16 protein-coding genes are annotated in these 19,989 nt (G+C 64.3%); 6 read left to right on the plus strand and 10 right to left on the minus strand.

The annotated features are described in order from the left end of the window. Positions 1 to 61 precede the first annotated feature (61 nt). Positions 62 to 1,012, minus strand: a complete 951-nt coding sequence (locus tag AC1DZ8_RS22375; protein ID WP_477301280.1) for a DMP19 family protein — start codon at positions 1,010 to 1,012, stop codon at positions 62 to 64. 195 nt (positions 1,013 to 1,207) lie between these two features. Between AC1DZ8_RS22375 and AC1DZ8_RS22380 the strand changes: the two genes are divergently transcribed. The 3 genes from AC1DZ8_RS22380 (at position 1,208) to AC1DZ8_RS22390 (ending at position 7,112) form a co-directional block, all read left to right on the plus strand. Continuing rightward, entirely contained in the window at positions 1,208 to 2,857 is a 1,650-nt protein-coding gene (locus AC1DZ8_RS22380) for a LuxR C-terminal-related transcriptional regulator (protein ID WP_477401657.1), read from the plus strand. 130 nt (positions 2,858 to 2,987) lie between these two features. Then, on the plus strand, positions 2,988 to 4,277 hold the full coding sequence (locus AC1DZ8_RS22385; protein ID WP_477301276.1) for a flavin-containing monooxygenase: 1,290 nt from the start codon (positions 2,988 to 2,990) through the stop codon (positions 4,275 to 4,277). 141 nt (positions 4,278 to 4,418) lie between these two features. Continuing rightward, on the plus strand, positions 4,419 to 7,112 hold the full coding sequence (locus tag AC1DZ8_RS22390; protein WP_477301274.1) for an ATP-dependent helicase: 2,694 nt from the start codon (positions 4,419 to 4,421) through the stop codon (positions 7,110 to 7,112). 20 nt (positions 7,113 to 7,132) lie between these two features. Here the strand turns inward: AC1DZ8_RS22390 and AC1DZ8_RS22395 are convergent, their stop codons facing one another. From AC1DZ8_RS22395 to AC1DZ8_RS22415, 5 genes are all read right to left on the minus strand, one after another. After that, positions 7,133 to 8,173, minus strand: a complete 1,041-nt coding sequence (locus AC1DZ8_RS22395) for an ABC transporter permease (protein WP_477301272.1) — start codon at positions 8,171 to 8,173, stop codon at positions 7,133 to 7,135. Continuing rightward, entirely contained in the window at positions 8,170 to 8,967 is a 798-nt protein-coding gene (locus AC1DZ8_RS22400) for an ATP-binding cassette domain-containing protein (RefSeq protein WP_477281711.1), read from the minus strand. The genes AC1DZ8_RS22395 and AC1DZ8_RS22400 overlap by 4 nt, the downstream gene beginning before the upstream one ends. 86 nt (positions 8,968 to 9,053) lie before the next feature. Beyond that, the gene (locus tag AC1DZ8_RS22405; protein ID WP_477301269.1) at positions 9,054 to 10,067 is read right to left on the minus strand and encodes a substrate-binding domain-containing protein; all 1,014 of its coding nucleotides are present in this window, start codon (positions 10,065 to 10,067) and stop codon (positions 9,054 to 9,056) included. Positions 10,068 to 10,170: 103 nt separating this feature from the next. Beyond that, on the minus strand, positions 10,171 to 11,076 hold the full coding sequence (locus AC1DZ8_RS22410; protein WP_477301268.1) for a sugar phosphate isomerase/epimerase family protein: 906 nt from the start codon (positions 11,074 to 11,076) through the stop codon (positions 10,171 to 10,173). Next, positions 11,076 to 12,107, minus strand: coding sequence for a Gfo/Idh/MocA family protein (locus AC1DZ8_RS22415; RefSeq protein ID WP_477301266.1), 1,032 nt, complete (start codon positions 12,105 to 12,107; stop codon positions 11,076 to 11,078). Before AC1DZ8_RS22415 ends, AC1DZ8_RS22410 begins: the two co-directional genes overlap by 1 nt. Positions 12,108 to 12,301: 194 nt before the next feature. On the opposite strand from AC1DZ8_RS22415, the gene AC1DZ8_RS22420 reads away from it, so the two are divergent. Then, positions 12,302 to 13,327, plus strand: a complete 1,026-nt coding sequence (locus AC1DZ8_RS22420) for a LacI family DNA-binding transcriptional regulator (protein WP_477301264.1) — start codon at positions 12,302 to 12,304, stop codon at positions 13,325 to 13,327. Between the two features lie 27 nt (positions 13,328 to 13,354). On the opposite strand, the gene AC1DZ8_RS22425 is transcribed toward AC1DZ8_RS22420, so the two are convergent. Both AC1DZ8_RS22425 and AC1DZ8_RS22430 read right to left on the minus strand, forming a co-directional pair. After that, complete coding sequence (locus AC1DZ8_RS22425) at positions 13,355 to 13,669, minus strand: ferritin family protein (protein ID WP_477301262.1); 315 nt, start codon at positions 13,667 to 13,669, stop codon at positions 13,355 to 13,357. 71 nt (positions 13,670 to 13,740) lie between these two features. Then, positions 13,741 to 14,433, minus strand: coding sequence for a bestrophin-like domain (locus AC1DZ8_RS22430; protein ID WP_477301260.1), 693 nt, complete (start codon positions 14,431 to 14,433; stop codon positions 13,741 to 13,743). Between the two features lie 233 nt (positions 14,434 to 14,666). Here AC1DZ8_RS22430 and AC1DZ8_RS22435 point away from each other — a divergent pair, with 233 nt between their 5' ends. After that, on the plus strand, positions 14,667 to 16,148 hold the full coding sequence (locus AC1DZ8_RS22435; RefSeq protein ID WP_477301258.1) for an esterase-like activity of phytase family protein: 1,482 nt from the start codon (positions 14,667 to 14,669) through the stop codon (positions 16,146 to 16,148). Positions 16,149 to 16,318: 170 nt separating this feature from the next. Here the strand turns inward: AC1DZ8_RS22435 and AC1DZ8_RS22440 are convergent, their stop codons facing one another. Next, complete coding sequence (locus tag AC1DZ8_RS22440) at positions 16,319 to 17,110, minus strand: L,D-transpeptidase (RefSeq protein ID WP_477301256.1); 792 nt, start codon at positions 17,108 to 17,110, stop codon at positions 16,319 to 16,321. Between the two features lie 169 nt (positions 17,111 to 17,279). On the opposite strand from AC1DZ8_RS22440, the gene AC1DZ8_RS22445 reads away from it, so the two are divergent. Beyond that, positions 17,280 to 18,752, plus strand: coding sequence for an MATE family efflux transporter (locus AC1DZ8_RS22445; protein WP_477301254.1), 1,473 nt, complete (start codon positions 17,280 to 17,282; stop codon positions 18,750 to 18,752). A gap of 3 nt (positions 18,753 to 18,755) precedes the next feature. Here the strand turns inward: AC1DZ8_RS22445 and AC1DZ8_RS22450 are convergent, their stop codons facing one another. Further along, positions 18,756 to 19,964, minus strand: a complete 1,209-nt coding sequence (locus AC1DZ8_RS22450) for an MFS transporter (protein WP_477301252.1) — start codon at positions 19,962 to 19,964, stop codon at positions 18,756 to 18,758. Between the last annotated feature and the right edge of the window lie 25 nt (positions 19,965 to 19,989).

Below are 19,989 nucleotides of genomic sequence, written 5' to 3' on the forward strand. Positions count from 1 at the left end.
ATTGGCCTGCCAGCATAGGGTGAGAAGAAGGCGGTCCTTCTGACCGCCTTTTCGCGCTGGCTCAGCGGCGCAATACATCCATGAGATTGTGACCGGTCGAGCGCTGGACATGCGCAACGACCATCTCGGTCGGCACCTGCGCGATCGGGTCGCCCTTGGCCACCATGTCGAACAACAATGACCATTTCGGATGGAAATAGGCGTAGCACATGCCGCGATCGGTCTCGACGACGAAGCGGACAATCTTGATGCCGTCGCCGAGATCCTGATCGGGCTGGCCCTGATGCCAGGCGATGAACCGGCGCGGCTCTTTGACCATGATGCAGAGATAGCCCATCGCCTGCTTGAGCGGGTCCTTGGCGTCGTCTTCTTTGGCCTGGCGTTCGCGCTCCACCTTGCGCGCCGACGCATGTTTGTTGGCCGCGGCGAAGGCGTCGGTGACCGCCATATATTCGTCGTCGGCGACGACCCGCAATTCGGGCAGCGACTTCAGCCAGGTCCGGTTTGCCTCGATCAGCGGCTTCTGCCGGCAGAGCTCGTAAAATTCCTTGTCGAGCTTGTCCATCGCCGGATCGATGTCGCCGAAACCACCGCCCTTGAACACCTTGTCCATCCGCGCCGGCTCGGCCTTGGCGAAGGTCAGGAACCGCCGGTGCAAGGTGGCGGCCTCATGGCGCATCGCCTCGAGGCCTTCCTGGCAATCCCTGAGCGTGAAATCGAGCATGTTCGAATTGGCGGCATATTGCGAGTGGCCGCCATTGTTCACCTGCGCCATGTAGTAGTCGACGTGATAGGAGCGCAGTGCGTTCTGCGCCAGCTCGTCCCTGTTGTAATACGCCTTGCGCAGGGCGAAGTTGACGAAATTCACCACGCTCTGCACGAGGTCATACGGGCTGTCCGACTTGTATGCCTTTTCCGGCACAATGATCTTTCTGATGTCGTCGCGCGATTGCGGCACGGCTTCGCGACCGCCCAGTACCTGGGCTACCCTGCGTCCGAATACTCCGATCAACACCGCCTCCATTGCAGCCTTTGCTTGCAATAGTGTCGCAATGCTGTTGATTTCCGATGAACCGACAGCCTAAACGGCCAGTAAAGCAGCTGCCGAAGACTGTCTTTATTGCCCGCATGGCCAGCATGCTCACGCCGAAATGACGCCGCCGCGCATTTGCCATTCTTCTGCCCGCTATCGGGCGATGCTATATGCATGCTGCCGATGAAGACCGAAGCCGCCTCATTGCTCGAGAAGGCCCGCAATGCCTATGGCCTGCGGCAATGGGCAGACGCATTCGAGCTTCTGCAGGCGACCGACGAGATCACCGCGCTAGCGCCGGAAGACCTTGAGCGGCTGATGTGGTCGGCAGGAATGCTCGACCGCGATCCCGACATATTCGCCGCCGCCGAGCGCCTGTTCAACCTGCATGCCGAGGCCGGCCGCGACGACCAGGCGGCCTATTGGGCGTTCTTCCATGGCTTCCGGCTCATGGCCTTGCACGAGGAAGGCCGCGGCACCGCCTGGCTGCAGAAGGCGCAGCGCCATGCCGAAACCTTTGGCCGCGAATGCGCGGCGCACGGCTACCTGATCATGCTTTCGGCCCACAAGGAATTGAGGGCCGGCAACGATGCGGCTGCCGCGGTGTTTGCCGCGCAGTCGCTGGCGATCGGCGAGCGCTGTCGCGATCTCGACCTGATCGCCTTCGCCCGCTGCTATCTCGGCCGCGCGCTGGTGCGGCAGGGCCGCATCGAGGAAGGCATCGCCTCGCTCGACGAAGCCATGCTGCCCGTCGTCGACGGCAAGCTTTCGCCTGTCGTTACCGGCCTCATCTATTGCAATCTCATCGATGCATGCCGGCAGATCTACGCCTTCGATCGTTCGCGCGAATGGACGACCGCGCTGTCGAACTGGTGCGGATCACAGCCGCAGATGGTCCAGTTCAATGGCGTCTGCATGCTGCACCGGGCCGAGATCATGGAGATGAACGGCGCCTGGCAGGAGGCCGTTGCCGAGGCACATCGCGCGACGTCATCTTTGGTCCGCAATATCCGCAACGAGACGACTGCCGGAGCGGCCTATCAGGAGGCTGAAATCCATCGGTTGCGCGGCGAATTCACGGCAGCCGAAGAGCTCTACCGCACCGCCAGCCGGCTCGGGCTCGAACCCCAGCCGGGCATGGCGCTGCTGCGCCTCATGCAAGGCCGTGCCGAACAGGCGGCGGCAACCATGCGCCGCGTGCTTGCCACGACCGAAACGCCGCTGGGCCGCGCCCGCCTGCTGCCGGCGGTGGTCGAGATCATGATCGCGGCCGGTGCAATGAACGAGGCACGTGAGGCTTGTCTGGAGTTGCACGCGATCACCGACCGTTTCGCGACCGACATTCTTGTTGCGATGGCCTCGCAGGCACGAGGCGAAATCGAGATGAACGACGGAAACGCCGCAGCCGCACTCGGCCATTTCCGAGCGGCACTGGCGACATGGCAGCGCGCCGGCGCACCCTATCTTGAAGCGCGCCTGCGTGTGCTGGCGGGACTGGCCTGCCGCGCGCTTGGCGACGAGGACAGCGCGGAGCTTGAATTCGATGCAGCCAAGGCGGTTTTCACCGCACTTGGCGCCGCGCCCGAACTTGCTCGCGTCAAAATGCTCACTGCACCGGACAAGGCGCGCCCGCACGGCCTGACCCGGCGCGAGATCGAGGTGCTGGGCCTTGTCGCCACCGGCAAGACGAACCGGCTGATCGCCAGCGATCTCGGTCTCAGCGAAAAGACCGTCGATCGGCATCTCAGCAACATATTCGACAAGCTGGCGGTCAACTCGCGCGCCGCAGCGACGGCCTTTGCCTTCCAGAACGGGCTGCTCTGACACGACGACGATCGCTGGTCATGGGGGAAAATCCCCATGGCGTTTTCCTTGTCGCGTGAGGTGTCTCCCCGAAGCGGCGCTGCGCCGGACCGCTATTTTGCTCCAGGCTGACGAACCAGATGGAGCGATCATGACCCCGACTTCAACACCCTGCCCGACTGGGCACGCAATACGACTGCCTGGCCGCCGCGTCGGCATCACTGAAACAAGGATGCGTGCCGGCGCTTTGCTGGAACAGGGCGCGGCCTTCATACAACTGGAGGCCGACGCGCTGCAGGGCAGCCAAAGGCCACCAGGCCAGGCATCATCCGGCGACGAAAAGCGGCCAGCGCTCAGTGAGGAGCATTTCGATGTCATCGTCATCGGCGCCGGCCAGTGTGGTCTGTCGGTCGGCTATCATCTCGCCCGCAAAGGCGTGAAGTTCATCATCCTCGAGGCGCGCGATCGGATCGGCGACATCTGGCGTTCGCGCTGGGATTCGCTGCGCCTGTTCACGCCGGCGCGCTATGACGGTCTGGCTGGAATGCCCTTCCCCGCCGCGCGCTACGCCTTCCCGACCAAGGACGAGATGGCGGATTATCTCGAAGCCTATGCCAGAAAATTTTCGCTGCCGGTGCGCACCGGCGTCAAGGTCGACGAGGTGACCCGCAGCGATGGCCGCTATGTTGTGACGGCTGGCCAGACGCACTATACGGCAAGCCATGTCGTCATCGCCTCGGCAAGCTATCAGAAGCCGAAGCTGCCGGATTTCGCCGCACAGCTCGACCCATCAATCCGGCAACTCCATTCGAGCGCCTACAAGAACCCTGCGCAACTCAATCCCGGCAGCGTGCTTCTGGTCGGCGCCAGCAATTCCGGCGCGGAGATCGCCATGGACATCGCGCCCACCCACCAGGTCTTGCTGGCCGGCCGTCACCCCGGCAACATTCCGGTCGCCTACAACGGCTATTTCGCCATGCGCCTGGTCCTGCCGGTCGTGTTCCGCTTCGTCTTCCACCGGCTGCTGACGGTCGACACACCGATGGGCCGCAAGGCCAAGCCGAACCAGCTGTCCCATGGTCTGCCGCTGATCCGGGTCAAGCCTGGCGATCTCGACGCCGCCAGCGTCCGCCGGGTCGCCCGCGTCGCCGGTGTGCGCGAGGGCAAGCCGCTGCTCGACGATGGCCAGATCCTCGACGTCGCGAATGTCGTCTGGTGCACCGGCTTCAAGGGCGGGCTGGATTGGATCAAGCTGCCGGTCTTCGACGGCAACGGCCGGGTGAAGCAGTATCGCGGCGCGGTCGAAGGCGAACCTGGCCTCTATGTCTGCGGCCTGCATTTCCAGCACTCGACCTCGTCCACCATGATCCATGGTGCGGCACGCGATGCAGGCTATGTCGCAGACAGGATCGGCGAGCGGATGCGGGTAGCCGCGGGATAACGCCGCCCGACAGGGTTTTGCACAGCTTGCCGGGCGCCGGAGCGGTAATATTCGCACGGCGCCCGGGAATCTGGCTTCCAAACCAGAACAAAACGTAGACACTTCTGGTCTTTCGCTGCCGAATCACTACATTCGGGGGCGATGTCCGGCTTTTCGGAAGACATGCCCTTCTTTGACGAACCGAATGCGCGGCCCGCGGCCCCGTCGGGGATAGCCGCGCGCGCCATGGCGGCCCGCAGCGGCCAAAACAGCGCGCCCGACTACCTGAAGGGGCTGAACCCCGAGCAGCGGCTGGCGGTGGAAACCACCGAAGGCCCGGTCCTGGTGCTGGCCGGCGCCGGCACCGGCAAGACGCGGGTGCTGACCACCCGCATCGCCCACATCCTCGCCACCGGCCGGGCCTTCCCGTCGCAGATCCTGGCGGTGACCTTCACCAACAAGGCCGCGCGCGAGATGAAGCAGCGCATCGGCATCCTGATCGGCGAAGGCAATGTCGAGGGCATGCCGTGGCTCGGCACCTTCCACTCGATCGGCGTCAAGCTTCTGCGCCGCCATGCCGAGCTGGCCGGGCTGAAATCCGACTTCACCATTCTCGACACCGACGACGTCGTGCGGTTGATCAAGCAGCTGATCCAGGCTGAAGGCCTCGACGACAAGCGCTGGCCGGCCAAGCAGTTCGCGCAGATGATCGACGGCTGGAAGAACAAGGGCCAGGGCCCCGCCGATATCGCCGAGGGCGATGCGCGCAGCTTCGCCAACGGCAAGGGCCGCGAGCTCTACAAGGCCTATCAGGAGCGACTGCAGACGCTGAACGCCTGCGATTTCGGCGATCTGCTCTGCCACCCGATCCGCATCTTCCGCGCCAATCCGGATGTGCTGAAGGACTACCACAGGCGCTTCAAATACATCCTCGTCGACGAATACCAGGACACCAACACCGCGCAGTACATGTGGCTGCGGCTCTTGGCGCAGCGGCCGCAATCCTCCCCCCTTGAGGGGGAGGTGCCCGCGAAGCGGGCGGAGGGGGTCGCTGCAGAAGGCACCGCCCAATCTTCAAACGCCACAAGGGCGTCTAGCACTGCCGCGCGGACCCCACCCGACCGGGCTTCGCCCGGCCACCCTCCCCTCAAGGGGGAGGGAAACCAGCGCGCCACCGTAAACATCTGCTGCGTCGGCGACGACGATCAATCCATCTATGGCTGGCGCGGCGCAGAGGTCGACAACATCCTGCGCTTCGACAAGGATTTCCCGGGCGCCACCATCATCCGGCTGGAGCGTAACTATCGCTCGACCGCGCATATTCTCGGCACCGCCTCGCACCTCATCGCCCACAATGAGGGTCGCTTCGGCAAGACGCTGTTCACCGAAAAGGTGGCCGAGGACGACGAGAAGGTGCATGTCCACGCCGCTTGGGATTCCGAGGAGGAGGCGCGTGCCGTCGGCGAGACCATCGAGGCCTACCAGCGCGCCAAGCATAACCTCAACGACATGGCCATTCTTGTCCGCGCGTCGTTCCAGATGCGCGCCTTTGAAGATCGCTTCATCACGCTCGGCCTCAATTACCGCGTCATCGGCGGTCCGCGCTTCTACGAGCGCATGGAAATCCGCGATGCGCTGGCCTTCTTCCGCGTCGTCGCCAATGGCGGCGACGACCTCGCCTTCGAGCGCATCGTCAATGTGCCGAAGCGCGGTCTGGGCGAAGCCACCATCCGCCAGATCCACGACACGGCGCGGAGCTTACGCATCCCGATGCTGGAAGCGGCCGGCAACCTCGCCGAAAGCGACGAGCTGAAGCCGAAGCCGCGCGCCGCCTTGCGCGAAGTCGCCGCCAATTTCGAACGCTGGCAGAAGGCGCTGGAAACCACGCCGCACACCGAACTCGCCGAGACCATTCTCGAGGAGAGCGGCTACACCGACATGTGGAAGAACGACCGCTCGGTGGAAGCGCCGGGACGGCTGGAAAATTTGAAGGAGCTGATCCGCTCCATGGAGGAGTACGAGTCGCTGCGCTCCTTCCTCGAACATGTGGCGCTGGTCATGGATGCCGAGCAGAACGCCGGGCTCGATGCCGTCAGCATTATGACGCTGCATTCGGCCAAGGGCCTCGAATTCGAGACCGTGTTCCTGCCCGGGTGGGAGGAAGGCTTGTTCCCGCACCAGCGTGCGCTGGACGAAGGCGGCCGTTCCGGCCTGGAGGAAGAACGGCGCCTCGCCTATGTCGGCCTGACGCGGGCGAAAAAGAACCTGCATATCTGGTTCGTCTCCAACCGCCAGATCCACGGCCTGTGGCAGTCGACCATCCCGTCGCGTTTCCTCGAAGAGTTGCCGAACGCCCATGTCGAGATCGCCGAAAGCGGCAACTCCTATGGCGGTTACGGCAATGCCTATGGCGGCGGTTCGTTTGCTTCCGGTCGCGGTGGCCGCCAGAACCCCTATGGCGCCTCGCGCTTCGACAATGTCGGCGCGGAAAAATCCGGCGCCTTCTCCAACACCTATGCCACGCCAGGCTGGCAACGCGCGCAGACGAACCGCACCGAGGCGACCGACCGCAACTGGGGCACGCGCTCCGGCCACCAGGTCGAGCGCATCGGCTATGGCGAGACCGATAGCGGCTACGGCGCCGGCCGCACCTCGGTCAAAGGCCGCACCATAGACGGCGAACTGGTCGCCAAATCCGTCGCCGACACGCCGTCGCCCTTCAGCGTCGGCGACCGCGTCTTCCACCAAAAATTCGGCAACGGCAACATATCCGCCATCGAAGGCAACAAGCTGACCATCGACTTCGACAAAGCCGGCCAGAAACGCGTGCTGGACGGGTTTGTCGCGGCGGTGTGAGCTGCCTTAACGGCTAGCCCTCACCTGTACCTTGCCTGGTTCCATTTATGCCCGAGCAGCGACAGGATGATGATCAGGCCGTTGAAGAACTGCACGTAGAAGCCGCTCAGGCCCGCCGCCACCACGCCGGTTTGGATGAAGGCGACGGTGACCGCGCCGATGGCGCCGCCGGCAACTGTGCCGATGCCGCCCCAGGTCGGGGTGCCGCCGACGAAGACTGAGGCCAGCACCGGCAGAAGATAGCCGTCGCCCGCGGTCGGCCACCAGGTGAAGTTGATCATCACTGAGAAGGTGCCGGCTATGGCTGCGCCGATGCCGACAAAGACGAACACCTTCACCCGCACGCGCTTGACGTCGATGCCCATCTGCTGGGCGCTGTCGGGGTTGTCGCCGACCACCCTGACCTGCGCGCCGAAGCGATGGCGGTTGTAGAGCATGGCCGACAAAACGACGAAGGCGAGTGCCCAGAAGATCTGCACCGGGATGCCCCACAGCTGACTGGAGAAGATCTTGTAGGCCAAGCTGTCGTTGAGACCGGTCAGTGCCGTCGACTTGCCTTCGTTGATGATCTGGATGAGGCCGCGCAGCAAAAAGTTCATGCCGAGCGTGGCGATCAGCGACGACAGCCCGCCATAGACGACCAGCGATCCCACGAGAAAGCCGAGCAGCATGCCGGTAATGATCGCAGCCGCAATGCCGAGGAACGGATCGTAGCCGGCCTGCACCACCAGGGCGAACACCCAGGAGGCAAAGCCCATCGTTGCCGGAAACGACAAATCGATCTCGCCGCAAGTGACGACGAAGACCAGCGGCACCACCACGAACAGCGCAACCGGCAGCGTCGTCAGCACCGAGCTGTAGAGATACCAGGTGGTGAACACCGTCGGGTTGGCGATCAGGAACACCGCCATCATGACGATGAACACGGCAAACGTGCCGAGCGCTGCGCGATTGTCGATGACGAAACCGCGCGGCCAGTGATCGGACGGGTGCTTCCACTCAGGACGGGCTGCCTCGCCGCCGAGCGGGCTTTGCAGATCGGGTTCCATGGTCTTGCTCATCGCACTGCCCTCTCCGCGTCGCCGGCATCGTGCAGGCCCGGCAATCCGCCGGGGTGTGCCACGTCTTCCATGAAGTTGATGAGATCCTCGGCCGAGTTGACCTCGGTGCGGTCGGCGGTCAGTGCGACCTTGCCGCGGTCCAGCACCACGAAGCGGTCGGCAATGTCGAAGACATGGTGGATGTTGTGGCCGATGAACAGGATCGAGCGGCCGCTCGCCCGCACCTGGCGCACGAAGTGAAACACCTTGGCGGTCTCGGTCAGCGACAGCGCCGTCGTCGGCTCGTCGAGGATGATCAGCTCCGCCTGCTTGTAGATGGCGCGCGCGATCGCCACGCCCTGGCGTTCGCCGCCCGACAGCTGGCCGACGATCGAGTGCGGCGTGAACACCTTTGAGGTGAAGCCGATCTCGCGCATCAACCGGCTTGCCTCCTCGATCTCCTTGTTGACCTTCAGAAAGCCCATGAAGCCAGTGAGCTCGCGACCCATGAAGATGTTGCGCACGATGGTCTGCTGCACCGCCAGCGCCCGGTCCTGGAACACCGTCTCGATGCCGGCATCGCGCGAGCGTGCCGCGCTCCATCCGGTCACCGGCTTGCCGCGCACCAGGATCTCGCCGCTGGTCGGCTTGACGACGCCGGACAGGATCTTGATCAGCGTCGACTTGCCGGCGCCATTGTCGCCGATCAGGCCGACCACCTCGCCGCGGTCGACCGAGAGATTGACCCCGCCCAGCGCATAGACCTGGCCGTAGGATTTGCTGATGTCGCGCAGTTCGATGATGCGTTCGGCCATGGCGATCCTCGCTTGATTGTCGCTTGCCGGCATTCTCGCCAGCGGTCCTGCCGGCCAGGCCCGGGCCTGGCCGACAGCTTGGGAGGTTAGCGCAACGCCTGCTTAGCGAGCTCGGCGACGATCTCGTAATTCTGCGGCGTGACGAAGCCCGCACCCGTGTCGACATTCATCGGCGCCAGGCCCAGCACCACTTGCTGGCAAAGGCTGAGGATCGGCAAATAGCCTTGCAGGAACGGCTGCTGATCGGCGGTCAGCTGCACCCAGCCGCCCTTGAACGCCTCGACGATCTGCGGGCTGGTGTCGAAGCCGAAATTGAAGATGTCGCCGGGCTTCCTGCCCGCCGCCTGCATGTAGGTGGCGACATTGCCGAGCATCTGGCCGCCGGGATAGCCGACCGCTTTGACGTCAGGATTGTTGAGGAGCGCCGCGGTGATCACCGGGATCGCCAGATTGGGGTCGGACGCCCATTCGCCGCTCGGCGGCGACGACAGCTGGATGACCTCGACGCCGGCTTCCTTGAGCGCGGCCACCGTGCCGCGCTCGCGCGCGCCGCGGGCTTCGTTTTCGAACGGGCCGATCATGATCGCCTTGTCGCCGGACTTGAGCTTGCCGAGCTTGAAGGCTTCGGCGCCGAGCGCGCGGCCCTGCTGTTCCTGCTGGGCGCCGACATAGCCGCCGCCGAACGCTTCCACCACCTTCGGCACCGGCACGTTCTGGTACATCATCTTGATGCCGTCCTTGTGCGCCTGTTCGGCCAGCGGCATGATCGCGGCGTCGCCGGGATGGCCCATCATGGCGATGCCGTTGGGCTTGACCGCGACGGCCTCGCGCAATTGCTGCACCATCTTCTCGACGTCCCACTGCGAAAAGATGTAGTCGACCTTCGGCCCGAGATCGGCCGCCGCCTGCTTGGCGCCATTATAGACGATGGTTCCGAAAGCGTCGCCCTCGGCGCCGCCGACGAAGAAGCGGATGTGGACGTCCTTGCACCACTGGGCGTCAAGCGCCTGTGCCGGCAGAGTGGAGATGGCGGCGCAGAGCGCAGTGGCAGCGGCCACGACGGTCGAGCGCAGAAGTGTCGTTCTCAATGCGATGCTCATGCACGTTCCTCCCTTTTGTCCTCGGTGAGCCGAGGGGTTTTCGTCATTCGCTTTCAGCAGTGCTTGGCAATCTGTTAGGCCGGCTCCTCCCGCCGGCCGCTCCTCACGCCGGGTTCGGCAGATAGGTCGCACCTCCTCGGCATTGCTTGAGATAGTCGAGCGCGCGCACCTGACCGGTGATCTCGAGATCGCCGCGATAGACCGGATCGTGCCAGCCCTCGATGTCGATGGCGCCCTTGAAGCCGGCCAGCCGCAATTCGCTGATCACCCGCGTCCAGTCGCTGTCGCCAAAACCGGGCGTGCGCATCTGCACGAAGGGCAGCCGGCCGAAGACGCCGTGCTCGCGGATGACATCCCAGCGCACCGTCGCGTCCTTGCCGTGGACGTGGAAGATGCGCGGCGCCCATTTGCGGATCTGGGGCACCGGATCGATGAGATAGACCAGCTGGTGGCAGGGCTCCCATTCCAGCCCGAGGTTGTCGTCAGGCAATTCGTTGAACATCAGCTCCCAGGCATCGGGATTGTGGGCGATGTTCCAGTCGCCAGTCGCCCAGTTGCCGTCCATGGCGCAGTTCTCGAAGGCGATGCGCACGCCCTTGTCGGCGGCGCGCTTGGCTAGCGGACCCCACACCTCGCGAAAGCGCGGCAGGCTGTCGGTCAGCTTCTTGCCGCGCAGGCGGCCGGTGAAGCCGCTGACCGTGGAAGCGCCGAACAGATGCGCGTTGTCGATGACCGTTTCCCAGGCGGCGAGCACACCGCGATCGACCTCGCCATCTTCCAGCGGATTGCCGAACACGCCGATCGACGACACAGCGACATCGGCATCGCCGATCGCCTCGCGAATCTCACCGGCCAGCCGCGGCAGATCCTTGCCGCCCAACGTCTGCCAGAAGAAGGGCTGAATGCTCTCGAACCCAAGCGGCAGGATCTGCTTGATATAAGCCGCCGGGTCGTCGAGATTGGCCCGCACCATGGTGCCGATCCGGATGTCGAGAAGCGGGTTTGGCATCACAGTCCTTCCCTGGAAATGGCCACGCGCCGGCCGGTCTCGGCGCTTTCGATGGCGCCGAAAACCATGGCCAGGCTTTTGATGTTGTCGGAGCCGCGCGTTTCCGGCTCGGTGCCGGTCTCGATGGCGTGGATGAAATCCCTGATGATGCCGAGATGGCCGCCAATGCGGTCGGCCGGATCGAGCGCCGGCACGTCGATTGCTTGCGTTTTGTCGAAAATCCCCTCGCGGCCCGGCGCCACCACTTCCGCCTTCAGCGCATCACTGCCATCCCAGGTCAGGCTGCCGCGTTCGGCAACGATGCGCCAGCTGCCTTCCCAGCTGGTGCGAAAGCCGTCGGCGCACCAGGAGCCGGCGTAAGTAAAAATCTTGCCGCCGCCGAGATCGAAGACGGCGCTGGCCGACGAGCCCTGCCGATACCAGGAATTGGCCGGCTCCCATTCCTGGCAATAGACGCCGGCGGGTTCGCCGCCGACCATGTAGCGGGCGGCATCGAATGTGTGGATCGCCATGTCCAGCAGCAGCACATGCGCCATCTCCTCGCGAAAGCCACCGAAATGCGGGGCGACGAAGAAATCGGCATGGATGCTGGTTGGCTTGCCGATAGCGCCGGAATCCAGAAACCGCCTTATGCGCCGGACATTGGCGACATAGCGCCGGTTCTGCACCACGGCATGAATGCGCCCGGCGCGGCGAGCCGCCTCGACGATGGCACGGGCATTTTCCGGAGTGTCGGCCAGCGGCTTTTCCGTCAGCAGATGGCAATTGTGGGCGAAGGCAGCGAAAGCGACATCACGGCGGGCGGCAGGAACGACAACGTCGAACACCGCGTCCGGCCTTGTCTGGCCGAGCACAGCGTCGAGGCTGGTGCCGATGATGGCGCCATCAAGCCCGTATTCGCGCGCCCTCGCGTTCGCCCGTTCGGCATCGAGATCGACCAGGCCGACAATGGCGAGCCCGTCGATCTGCCTCGCGGCATCGAGCCAGGCCTTGCTCATCGCACCACAGCCGACGAGGACGACATTCATCATCCGGCATTCCTCCCGTCCGGTCCCTCCAGACCGAATGTCACGGCATCCACGGCATCACCGTAAACGTTTTCCCGTAAACGTTTACGAGAACACACCCGATGGCGTAGAATGTCAATCGGCTGCCTGCAAAAATCACCCCGAAGCCTTGGCCTGAGCGGCAGCCGGTGCTAGCCAAGGCAGGGGGAGAACCGTCCTTGGCGTCCAGTATTCACGACCTAGCGCGTCACCTGAACATTTCGATCGGCACCGTGTCGCGCGCGCTGAACGGCCGCGCCGACGTCAATGCCGACACCCGTCAGCGCGTGCTCGCCGCCGCCAAGCAGCTGAACTATTCGCCGAACCAGTCCGGCCGCAGTCTGCGGCAAGGCGCCACCCGTTCCATCGCCTTCATGCTGCAACCGCACCCCGGCGACCAGCAATATGGCGAACCGTTCTTCATCCCGTTCCTGACCGGTCTGCAGGCGCGGCTCGCCGAGTATGACCTGGATCTGATGGTCGTCATGGGTGAGCCCGGCCAATATCAGCAGGAGAGGCTGCGCCGCGTGGTTGAGACGCGCCGGGCCGACGCGGTCGTGTTGGCCAATACACGGCGGAAAGACGATCGGATCGACTATCTCAGCAAGGCCGGCTTTCCCTTCGCCACGCTTGGCCGCAGTCAATCCGGCGGCGACACCTATCCTTCGCTCGATATCGATTTCGAGAGGGCGGGTGATGAAGCCGTCGACCGGCTGGTCGCGCGCGGCCACCGCCGCATTGCCGCCATCCGCCCTTCGCATGATCTCAACTTCGGGTACCTGTTCCTCGACGGCTACCGCAAGGCGCTGGAGCGGCACGGCATCGAAGTCGACCTCGGCCTGATCGCCGACGGCTTCATCAACGAGGCCGGAGGCTACCAGGTGACGCCGCGCGTGATGCTCTCCAAGGACCGGCCCACAGCCATCATCTTCAACAATGACGCAATGGCGCTCGGCGGCTGCAAGGCACTGGTCGAGATGGGCATCAGGCCCGGCCACGACATCGCGGTGATCGTCATCGTCGACACGCCGCTTTGCCGCTACTTTTCTCCGGCGCTGACTGCCTTCCGTCCGTCGCTGGAGCCGATGGGAAGGCGGCTGGCTGAAATGCTGCTGGCCTCGCTCCCCGCCTTCGCCAGCCCCGAAGGCACGCGCATCATCCGCGAAGTCTGGCCGCTGGAGCTGATTGCGCGCGATAGTGACTGATAACTGCCGGACGCAGGCTGGCCGGCATCAATCCACCTTCTTCTCACCCCGCTCGCCGGCCTTGACGATGTCGCCCGTGGTGAACAGGATTTCCTTCAGTTCCGCCCGCCAGTCCTTCTTCTGGCGCAGCAGGAATTCCAGATCCATGCCGAAATGCTTGAACTCCTCGCCTTGCGCATTCTTCATGATCGCCTTGGCCTGCGGGTCCTTCTCCACCGATATGCGCTGCTCATACCAGCCGATCGCCTCCGCCTCCTCGATCAGCGAGGTAATCATGCGGGCGAAGGTCCGCACCTTCTGCGTCAGTTCTTCCGGCGGCTCGTGATACTGATCGAAACCCATGTCGCCTCCCTCAAACGGACCGGCAAATCCAGCCATATCCAGGAATGCACTGGAACGCGGTGGGTTCCGCCTCACTGTAGCAATTCGACCAAAGCCCTCTGCAAAGGCGCCGACGAAATCTGGATCGGGCCGGAGAACGGCACATCCATATCGAGGATCAGGTAAAGCGCTCCGGCAATCAGCGCTGCCGACACCACGAACGTCTCTATGGTGATGGCATTTCGCGGCGCCCTGAAACCGAAACTGGCGAAGATAAGCACCAGCCACGCAACGAGCATAACGATAAGCGGCCGCGGGATGGTACCTTCGGATTGCTCGATCAAAGCCCAGCGCAGTTCCACTACCTTCTGCAGATGCTGGCGGGCGTCCTCCAGCAGGGAACCGTGCGCTGCGTCAGCAGGCTGCAGAGCGGTCAATCGTGTGCTGATCTCGGTCAACAGACGTTCAGACAGCCGGTTGGCGACGAGGGGTGTTTCGTTGGCTTCTGTCCAGTTGTTGGTCTGTCTTTGTACATAAGCGACCAGCGGCTGACGGACCTCGGCGGTCTCGGGCCCATATTGCCGAAGCGACCGGTCGAGAAGGATCAACTCGGTCGCATATGTGTGCACGTTGCGGTCGATCGACTCGAAAGTGTTCTTGGCCGAGTTGATCATGAGACCAAGCACCAGCGAGGTCATGACGACGAACAGGTTGGCGGCGAGCCGAACCACGGCGTTGGTGTCGTCGTCACGGTGATGGGCTGGCAACCTGCCGTAGACGGCCATGCTGGCCAGCGGCGCCGCCGTCAGGCAGAGGAAAACGGCCACCGCGATGAGTGTTTCCTGCATGCAGCCATTTCTGCACGGCAAGCACCGAATGCCAATGGCTGTCAGAATGCTCTGTCACGCAAGTATCATGTTCGCGTCCTAGACCGCTTCGCGGGGGGCGACATCGTCGATGCGACGCGGAGCCCTTTGCAGTCTCGGCCGCTTGAAGGCTTGTCACAAAGAGGATCTCCATGAAAATCTCGCACCGAACCGTGTCGCTCGGCGCCGCATTGGCGCTGTTTACCGCTTTGACCCCTGCCCTTGCCGACAGCACCGCCACCGTTGGCGGCGTCAGTTTCGTCAACAAGGGCCTGGTCGGCGTCGGTCGCCTCCCGGCCGACCTGAAGGACAAGTTCGGCGAGACCTTCGGCTCCGGCTCCGGCATGTCGATCGACGCCGCCGGCTGGACGCATGGCGCCGACGGCTACAAAGGTTCGCTGTGGCTGCTGCCGGACCGTGGCTACAATGTCGTCGGCACCACCGACTACCGGCCGCGCCTCAACACCATCGGCATCGAGTTCACCCCGGTTGCACCAGGTGCCACGCCCGCCGCCGGCCAGGAACAGACCGGCGTCAAGGCGACGCTCACCGATTCCCTGCTGTTGACCGACGACAAGGGCGCCGACGCCACCGGCCTTGATCCGTTGAACGGCGTGCGCGCGGCAAGCGGCGAGCTGCCGATCCTGCCCGAGGCCAATGGCAAGCTGGCGCTCGACAACGAGGCGATCGCCCGGCTGCCCGACGGCACCATGTTCATCTCCGACGAATACGGCCCCAACATCTACCGCTTCTCGGCCGAGGGCCATTTGTTGTCGGCAACGCAGCCGCCGGCCGCCCTGGTGCCGATGCGCAAGGGCACGCCGAACTTCGCCTCCGACAATCCGGGCCCCGGTGCCGCCGAGCCCGATCCGAAGGATCCCGAAACCGGCCGCCAGAACAACCAGGGCCTCGAAGGCATGGCGCTGACGCCGGACGGCAAGTCGCTGATCGCGGTGCTACAGTCCGCGCCCCGCCAGGATGGCGGCGATTCCGGCGCGACGCGCCAGAACACCCGCGCACTGGTCTATGACGCCACCGACCCGGCGCACCTCAAGCTGGCGCATGAATATGTCGTGCCGCTGCCGGTGTTCAAGGACGACAAGGGCAAGACCAAGATCGCCGCGCAGAGCGAGATCGTGGCGCTCTCCGACAAGACCTTGCTGATGCTGGCGCGCGACAGCGGCAACGGCCAGGGCGTGAAGGGCGACACTTCGCTTGTGCGCCAGATCTTCGTCGTCGACGTCTCTGGTGCCACCGACATTGCCGGCGGCGCCTTCGATGCCGCCGACAAGCCGGTAGCGCCCAAGGGCGTGCTCGACCCCTCGGTCATGCCGGCCAAGCTGACGCCGTTTATCAACATCAACGACAACAAGGAACTCGGCCGCTTCGGCCTGCATGACGGCAAGCCGAACGACAAGAACAACCTCTCGGAGAAGTGGGAGGCGATGTCGGTGGTCAGCGTGCTCGATCCGGCGCTGCCCGACGATTATTTCCTGTTCGTCGGCAACGACAACGACTTCCTCGCCCAGGACGGCTTCCAGGTCGGCGCGCCTTACAAGGCCGAAGACGGCGCCGATGTCGACACCATGTTCCTGGTCTATCAGGTCACGCTTCCGGGCCTCGCCAAGAAGTAATCGCATACGACAGACAAAAGCGGACGCGCCTAAAGCAATTCCAGGAAAAGTGTGATCGGTTTTCCGTCCGGAATTGCGAAAAAAACAAAGAGACAGAGCGTTTCACCTTTTCCGTGAAACGCTCTATCTCGTCCGCTTTTTTGTCGGCTACAGCGATACCGCTGAGAAACTTACTTCAATATCTCGGCATCCTTCGGCACGCCGGCATCGATCGGCTCGGCGGTACGGCTCGACACGGCCATGATCTTGCCGGCGGGCGACAGGTTCGGGCGCACATAGACCTGGGCGACGCCATTGACCCGGCTGTAGAGGTCGATGATGTCCTGGTTCATGAAGCGCACGCAACCCGACGATGCGTTCTTGCCGATGGAATCCCACTCCGGCGTACCGTGCAGCCGGTACATCGTGTCCTTGCCGTCGCGGAACAGATAGAGCGCGCGGGCGCCGAGCGGGCTCTGCGGTCCCGGCGGCATGCCGTCCTTGTATTTCGTCAGTTCCGGCCGGCGCTGGATCATTTCGGGCGGCGGCGTCCACACCGGCCACTTCTTGCGCGCCTGGACCACCGCACTGCCGGTCCAGCCGAACCCGGCCTTGCCGAGGCTGACGCCGTAACGGATCGCCTTGCCGCCATCGCGCACCAGATAGAGGAAATGCTCCGACGTATCGACAACGATGGTGCCGGGTTTTTCGCCGGTCGGGTCGGTCACGATCTGGCGCACGAACTTCGGATCGAGCTTGGATATCGGGATCGCCGGCAGTGAAAAGCCTTCGTCGACGCGCGCCGCATACATGCTTTCGGCGGCGCCGAAGGCCGAGTCGCTTGGCGGCGGCGGCGCTGCCGCTGGCGGCGCCACGTCCGTGGTGGTGCAGGCCGAAAGCGCCATCGAAGCGGCACCCAAGGCGGATACCCCAAGAAATGCGCGCCGGTTCAGGCGCTCAGAAAAAAGCGGATTGTCGGACATGATCCCCTCGGTTTGCGGCCCCACGCGGCGACGATCCATAGCCCATTCCGGATGCTTTGAGAACCTGATTGGCGCAGCACGCAAGGCGGAATGTTCCGATGCCGCATCGACCTTGTCAGTCAAATCGGCAATCATTGCGGCCGGACTGAGACAGCGCTGAGTGCCAGCCATGGACGAAAAAATGCCCCCGCGCCGGCGCACCGGTGATCTCACCAGCGGCCCGATCCCGCGCACGCTGCTTTTGTTCGCCCTGCCGGTGCTCGGCTCCAACGTGCTGCAATCGCTCAACGGTTCGATCAATGCCGTCTGGGTCGGCCGCTTTCTCGGCGAATCGGCGCTGACCGCGACCTCCAACGCCAATCTGGTGCTGTTCCTCATCCTCGGCACCGTGTTCGGCATAGGCATGGCGGCGACCATCCTGGTGGCGCAGTCGGTCGGCGCCCGCGACCTGCCCGAAGCGCGGCGCATCGTCGGCACCAGCGCCACTTTCTTCTTCCTCGTCTCGGTCATCTTCGCTGTCTGCGGCTGGATCTGGGTCGATGCGATCCTCAACACGCTTGGCACGCCACCCGACGCGCTGCCGCTGGCACGCTCCTACCTGCGCATCATCTTCGTCGCCGTACCGATGATGAATCTCCTTTCCTTCGTCATGACGGTGCTGCGCGGCGCTGGCGATTCGCGCACCCCGTTCTTTTTCATGGCGCTCGCCGTCGTGCTCGACATCGTGCTCAACCCGCTGCTGATCCGCGGCATCGGCCCCTTCCCCGAACTCGGAATTGCCGGCTCCGCCACCTCGACGCTGGTCGGCCAGACGGTGAGCGTGATCGCCATCCTCGTGGTGCTTTATGCGCGCAAGCATCCGCTCAGGATCGCCGGCGCCGACCTAGCTCTGCTGCGGCCCGACCCGACGCTGCTCCGGATCGTCGTCTTCAAGGGCGTGCCGATGGGCCTGCAGATGATCGTGATTTCGGCGGCAGCTCTGACGGTGATGGGCATCGTCAATTCCTACGGCTCGCAGGTCGCCGCCGCCTATGGCATCGCTGCCCAACTCTGGACCTATATCCAGATGCCGGCGCTGGCCATCGGCGCTGCGGTCTCCTCGATGGCGGCGCAAAATGTCGGCGCCGGGCGCTGGGACCGCATCGGCAAGGTCGCCGCCTCCGGCGTCGGCTTCAACCTCGTGCTCACCGGCACGCTGGTGGCGCTGCTGTTCTTCTTCGACAGGCCGGTGCTCGGCCTGTTTCTCAGCGGCGACAGCACGGCAATCGACATTGCCGCCCACATCAACAAGGCGGCGTCCTGGTCGTTCATCCTTTTCGGCATCACCATCGTGCTGTTCGCCACCGTGCGGGCAACCGGTGCCGTGATGCCGCCGCTGATCATCCTGGTGATTTCGGTGCTGGTCGTGCGCACCGGCTTTGCCTACTTCTTCCGCAGCTACATCGGCCAGGAAGCGCTGTGGTGGAGCTTTCCGGCGGGCTCAATCACCTCGCTGGTGCTGGCCGCCGCCTACTATCGCTTCGGCCGCTGGCGCACCATGCACATGATCGAAGACCGGCCTGCCGCCGGCGAACCGCCCGACACCGGCCTCGGCGTACCGCGCCACCGCGCCAACCTGGCGCCTGAGACGCCGAATGGATGAAGTTCAGCGCGCATATTTCGCGCCGAACCCCAATGCCACCAGCGAGAACACCGTGATCATGCCGGCGAACGCCAGGCTCGCCGTCGTCGGGCTGCTCCAGTTCGACAACAGGCCGATGCCGATGACCGGCAGCGCGTTGCCGCAGAAGCAGCAGATGAAGAAGGCCGACACCACTTCGGCGCGGCGATCCGCCGGCGCGATCTGGTTCACCACTTGCAGACCGCCGCGATAGCCGAGCGCGGCCGCCACGCCGCACAAAGCAGTAGAGGCAATCATCAGCGACATCGACGCAAAAAACTGCGCCGCAACGACCAGCGCAACTGCCGGGATCATCAGCGCCAGCGCCGCCAGCATGCCGGTGCGGCTGGGCAGCCAGGTCGTGCCCAAAATGGTGGCGGCGGCGACGATCGACAGTTCGAAGAACAGCCCGCCTGCTTCGGCATGGTTGGCCACATGCAGCTGCTGCGCCAGGATGCTCGGCGCCAGTGCCGCATAGAAGCCGACCAGCGCCATGGCGCCGAAACCGGTCACCGCCGGCGCCACGAAAGCGGCGCGGGTATCGGCCGGCACCGAGAGGCGTGGCCGCAGCGAAACATCGGCCAGCCTTCCCGGCCGCGACACGGTTTCGCGCGTGCGCCAGATCATGAGCGTGACCACGACAAGCACCGCCAGATAGACCGCAAACGTCAGCCTGAGCGGCCACGGCGCATATTCGGCAAGCAGGCCTGAGCCGAGCGCGCCGAGGCCGAGGCCGACGAAGTTGGTGCTGGTGGCGATGACAGCCGCGCGCGACTTGTCCTCGCCATCGATCAGCTCGGCGAGCCAGGCCGTGCCGGTTCCCGCGCCGATGCCGATGCCAAGGCCGCTCAGGATACGGGCCGCGTCGAGCCAGGCCACATTTTCGGCGAACAGAAACACCAGCGCACTGACCACCGCCACCGCCATCGACGCCAGTGCCGCAGGACGGCGGCCAATGCCGTCGGACAGCCGTCCGAACATCAGCAATGCGCCGAGATTGCCGACGACATAGACGGCGTAGACCAGGGTGAGTGTGACCTGCGAGAAGCCGAAGGCCTGCTTGTAGATGATGTAAAGCGGCGTCAGCGCCGTGCTGCCCGCGAACAGCGCCGCGATCATGGCGGCGACCGCAGCCATCGCGGCACGGCCGCCGAGTTCACTGTCGCGCGTCGTCGTCTCGGCATAGCTGGTCATGGCAACCTCCGGTCAGTTGCCCCAA

This window comes from Mesorhizobium sp. P2_F7, from assembly GCF_056403695.1.

Coding starts and splice junctions, on each gene's coding strand:
- AC1DZ8_RS22380 (WP_477401657.1), top strand. CDS start 1,208: ATGCTGCCGATGAAGACCGAAGCCGCCTCATTGCTCGAGAAGGCCCGC.
- AC1DZ8_RS22385 (WP_477301276.1), top strand. CDS start 2,988: ATGACCCCGACTTCAACACCCTGCCCGACTGGGCACGCAATACGACTG.
- AC1DZ8_RS22390 (WP_477301274.1), top strand. CDS start 4,419: ATGTCCGGCTTTTCGGAAGACATGCCCTTCTTTGACGAACCGAATGCG.
- AC1DZ8_RS22395 (WP_477301272.1), bottom strand. CDS start 8,173: ATGAGCAAGACCATGGAACCCGATCTGCAAAGCCCGCTCGGCGGCGAG.
- AC1DZ8_RS22400 (WP_477281711.1), bottom strand. CDS start 8,967: ATGGCCGAACGCATCATCGAACTGCGCGACATCAGCAAATCCTACGGC.
- AC1DZ8_RS22405 (WP_477301269.1), bottom strand. CDS start 10,067: ATGAGCATCGCATTGAGAACGACACTTCTGCGCTCGACCGTCGTGGCC.
- AC1DZ8_RS22410 (WP_477301268.1), bottom strand. CDS start 11,076: ATGCCAAACCCGCTTCTCGACATCCGGATCGGCACCATGGTGCGGGCC.
- AC1DZ8_RS22415 (WP_477301266.1), bottom strand. CDS start 12,107: ATGATGAATGTCGTCCTCGTCGGCTGTGGTGCGATGAGCAAGGCCTGG.
- AC1DZ8_RS22425 (WP_477301262.1), bottom strand. CDS start 13,669: ATGGGTTTCGATCAGTATCACGAGCCGCCGGAAGAACTGACGCAGAAG.
- AC1DZ8_RS22430 (WP_477301260.1), bottom strand. CDS start 14,433: ATGGCCGTCTACGGCAGGTTGCCAGCCCATCACCGTGACGACGACACC.
- AC1DZ8_RS22435 (WP_477301258.1), top strand. CDS start 14,667: ATGAAAATCTCGCACCGAACCGTGTCGCTCGGCGCCGCATTGGCGCTG.
- AC1DZ8_RS22440 (WP_477301256.1), bottom strand. CDS start 17,110: ATGTCCGACAATCCGCTTTTTTCTGAGCGCCTGAACCGGCGCGCATTT.
- AC1DZ8_RS22445 (WP_477301254.1), top strand. CDS start 17,280: ATGGACGAAAAAATGCCCCCGCGCCGGCGCACCGGTGATCTCACCAGC.
- AC1DZ8_RS22450 (WP_477301252.1), bottom strand. CDS start 19,964: ATGACCAGCTATGCCGAGACGACGACGCGCGACAGTGAACTCGGCGGC.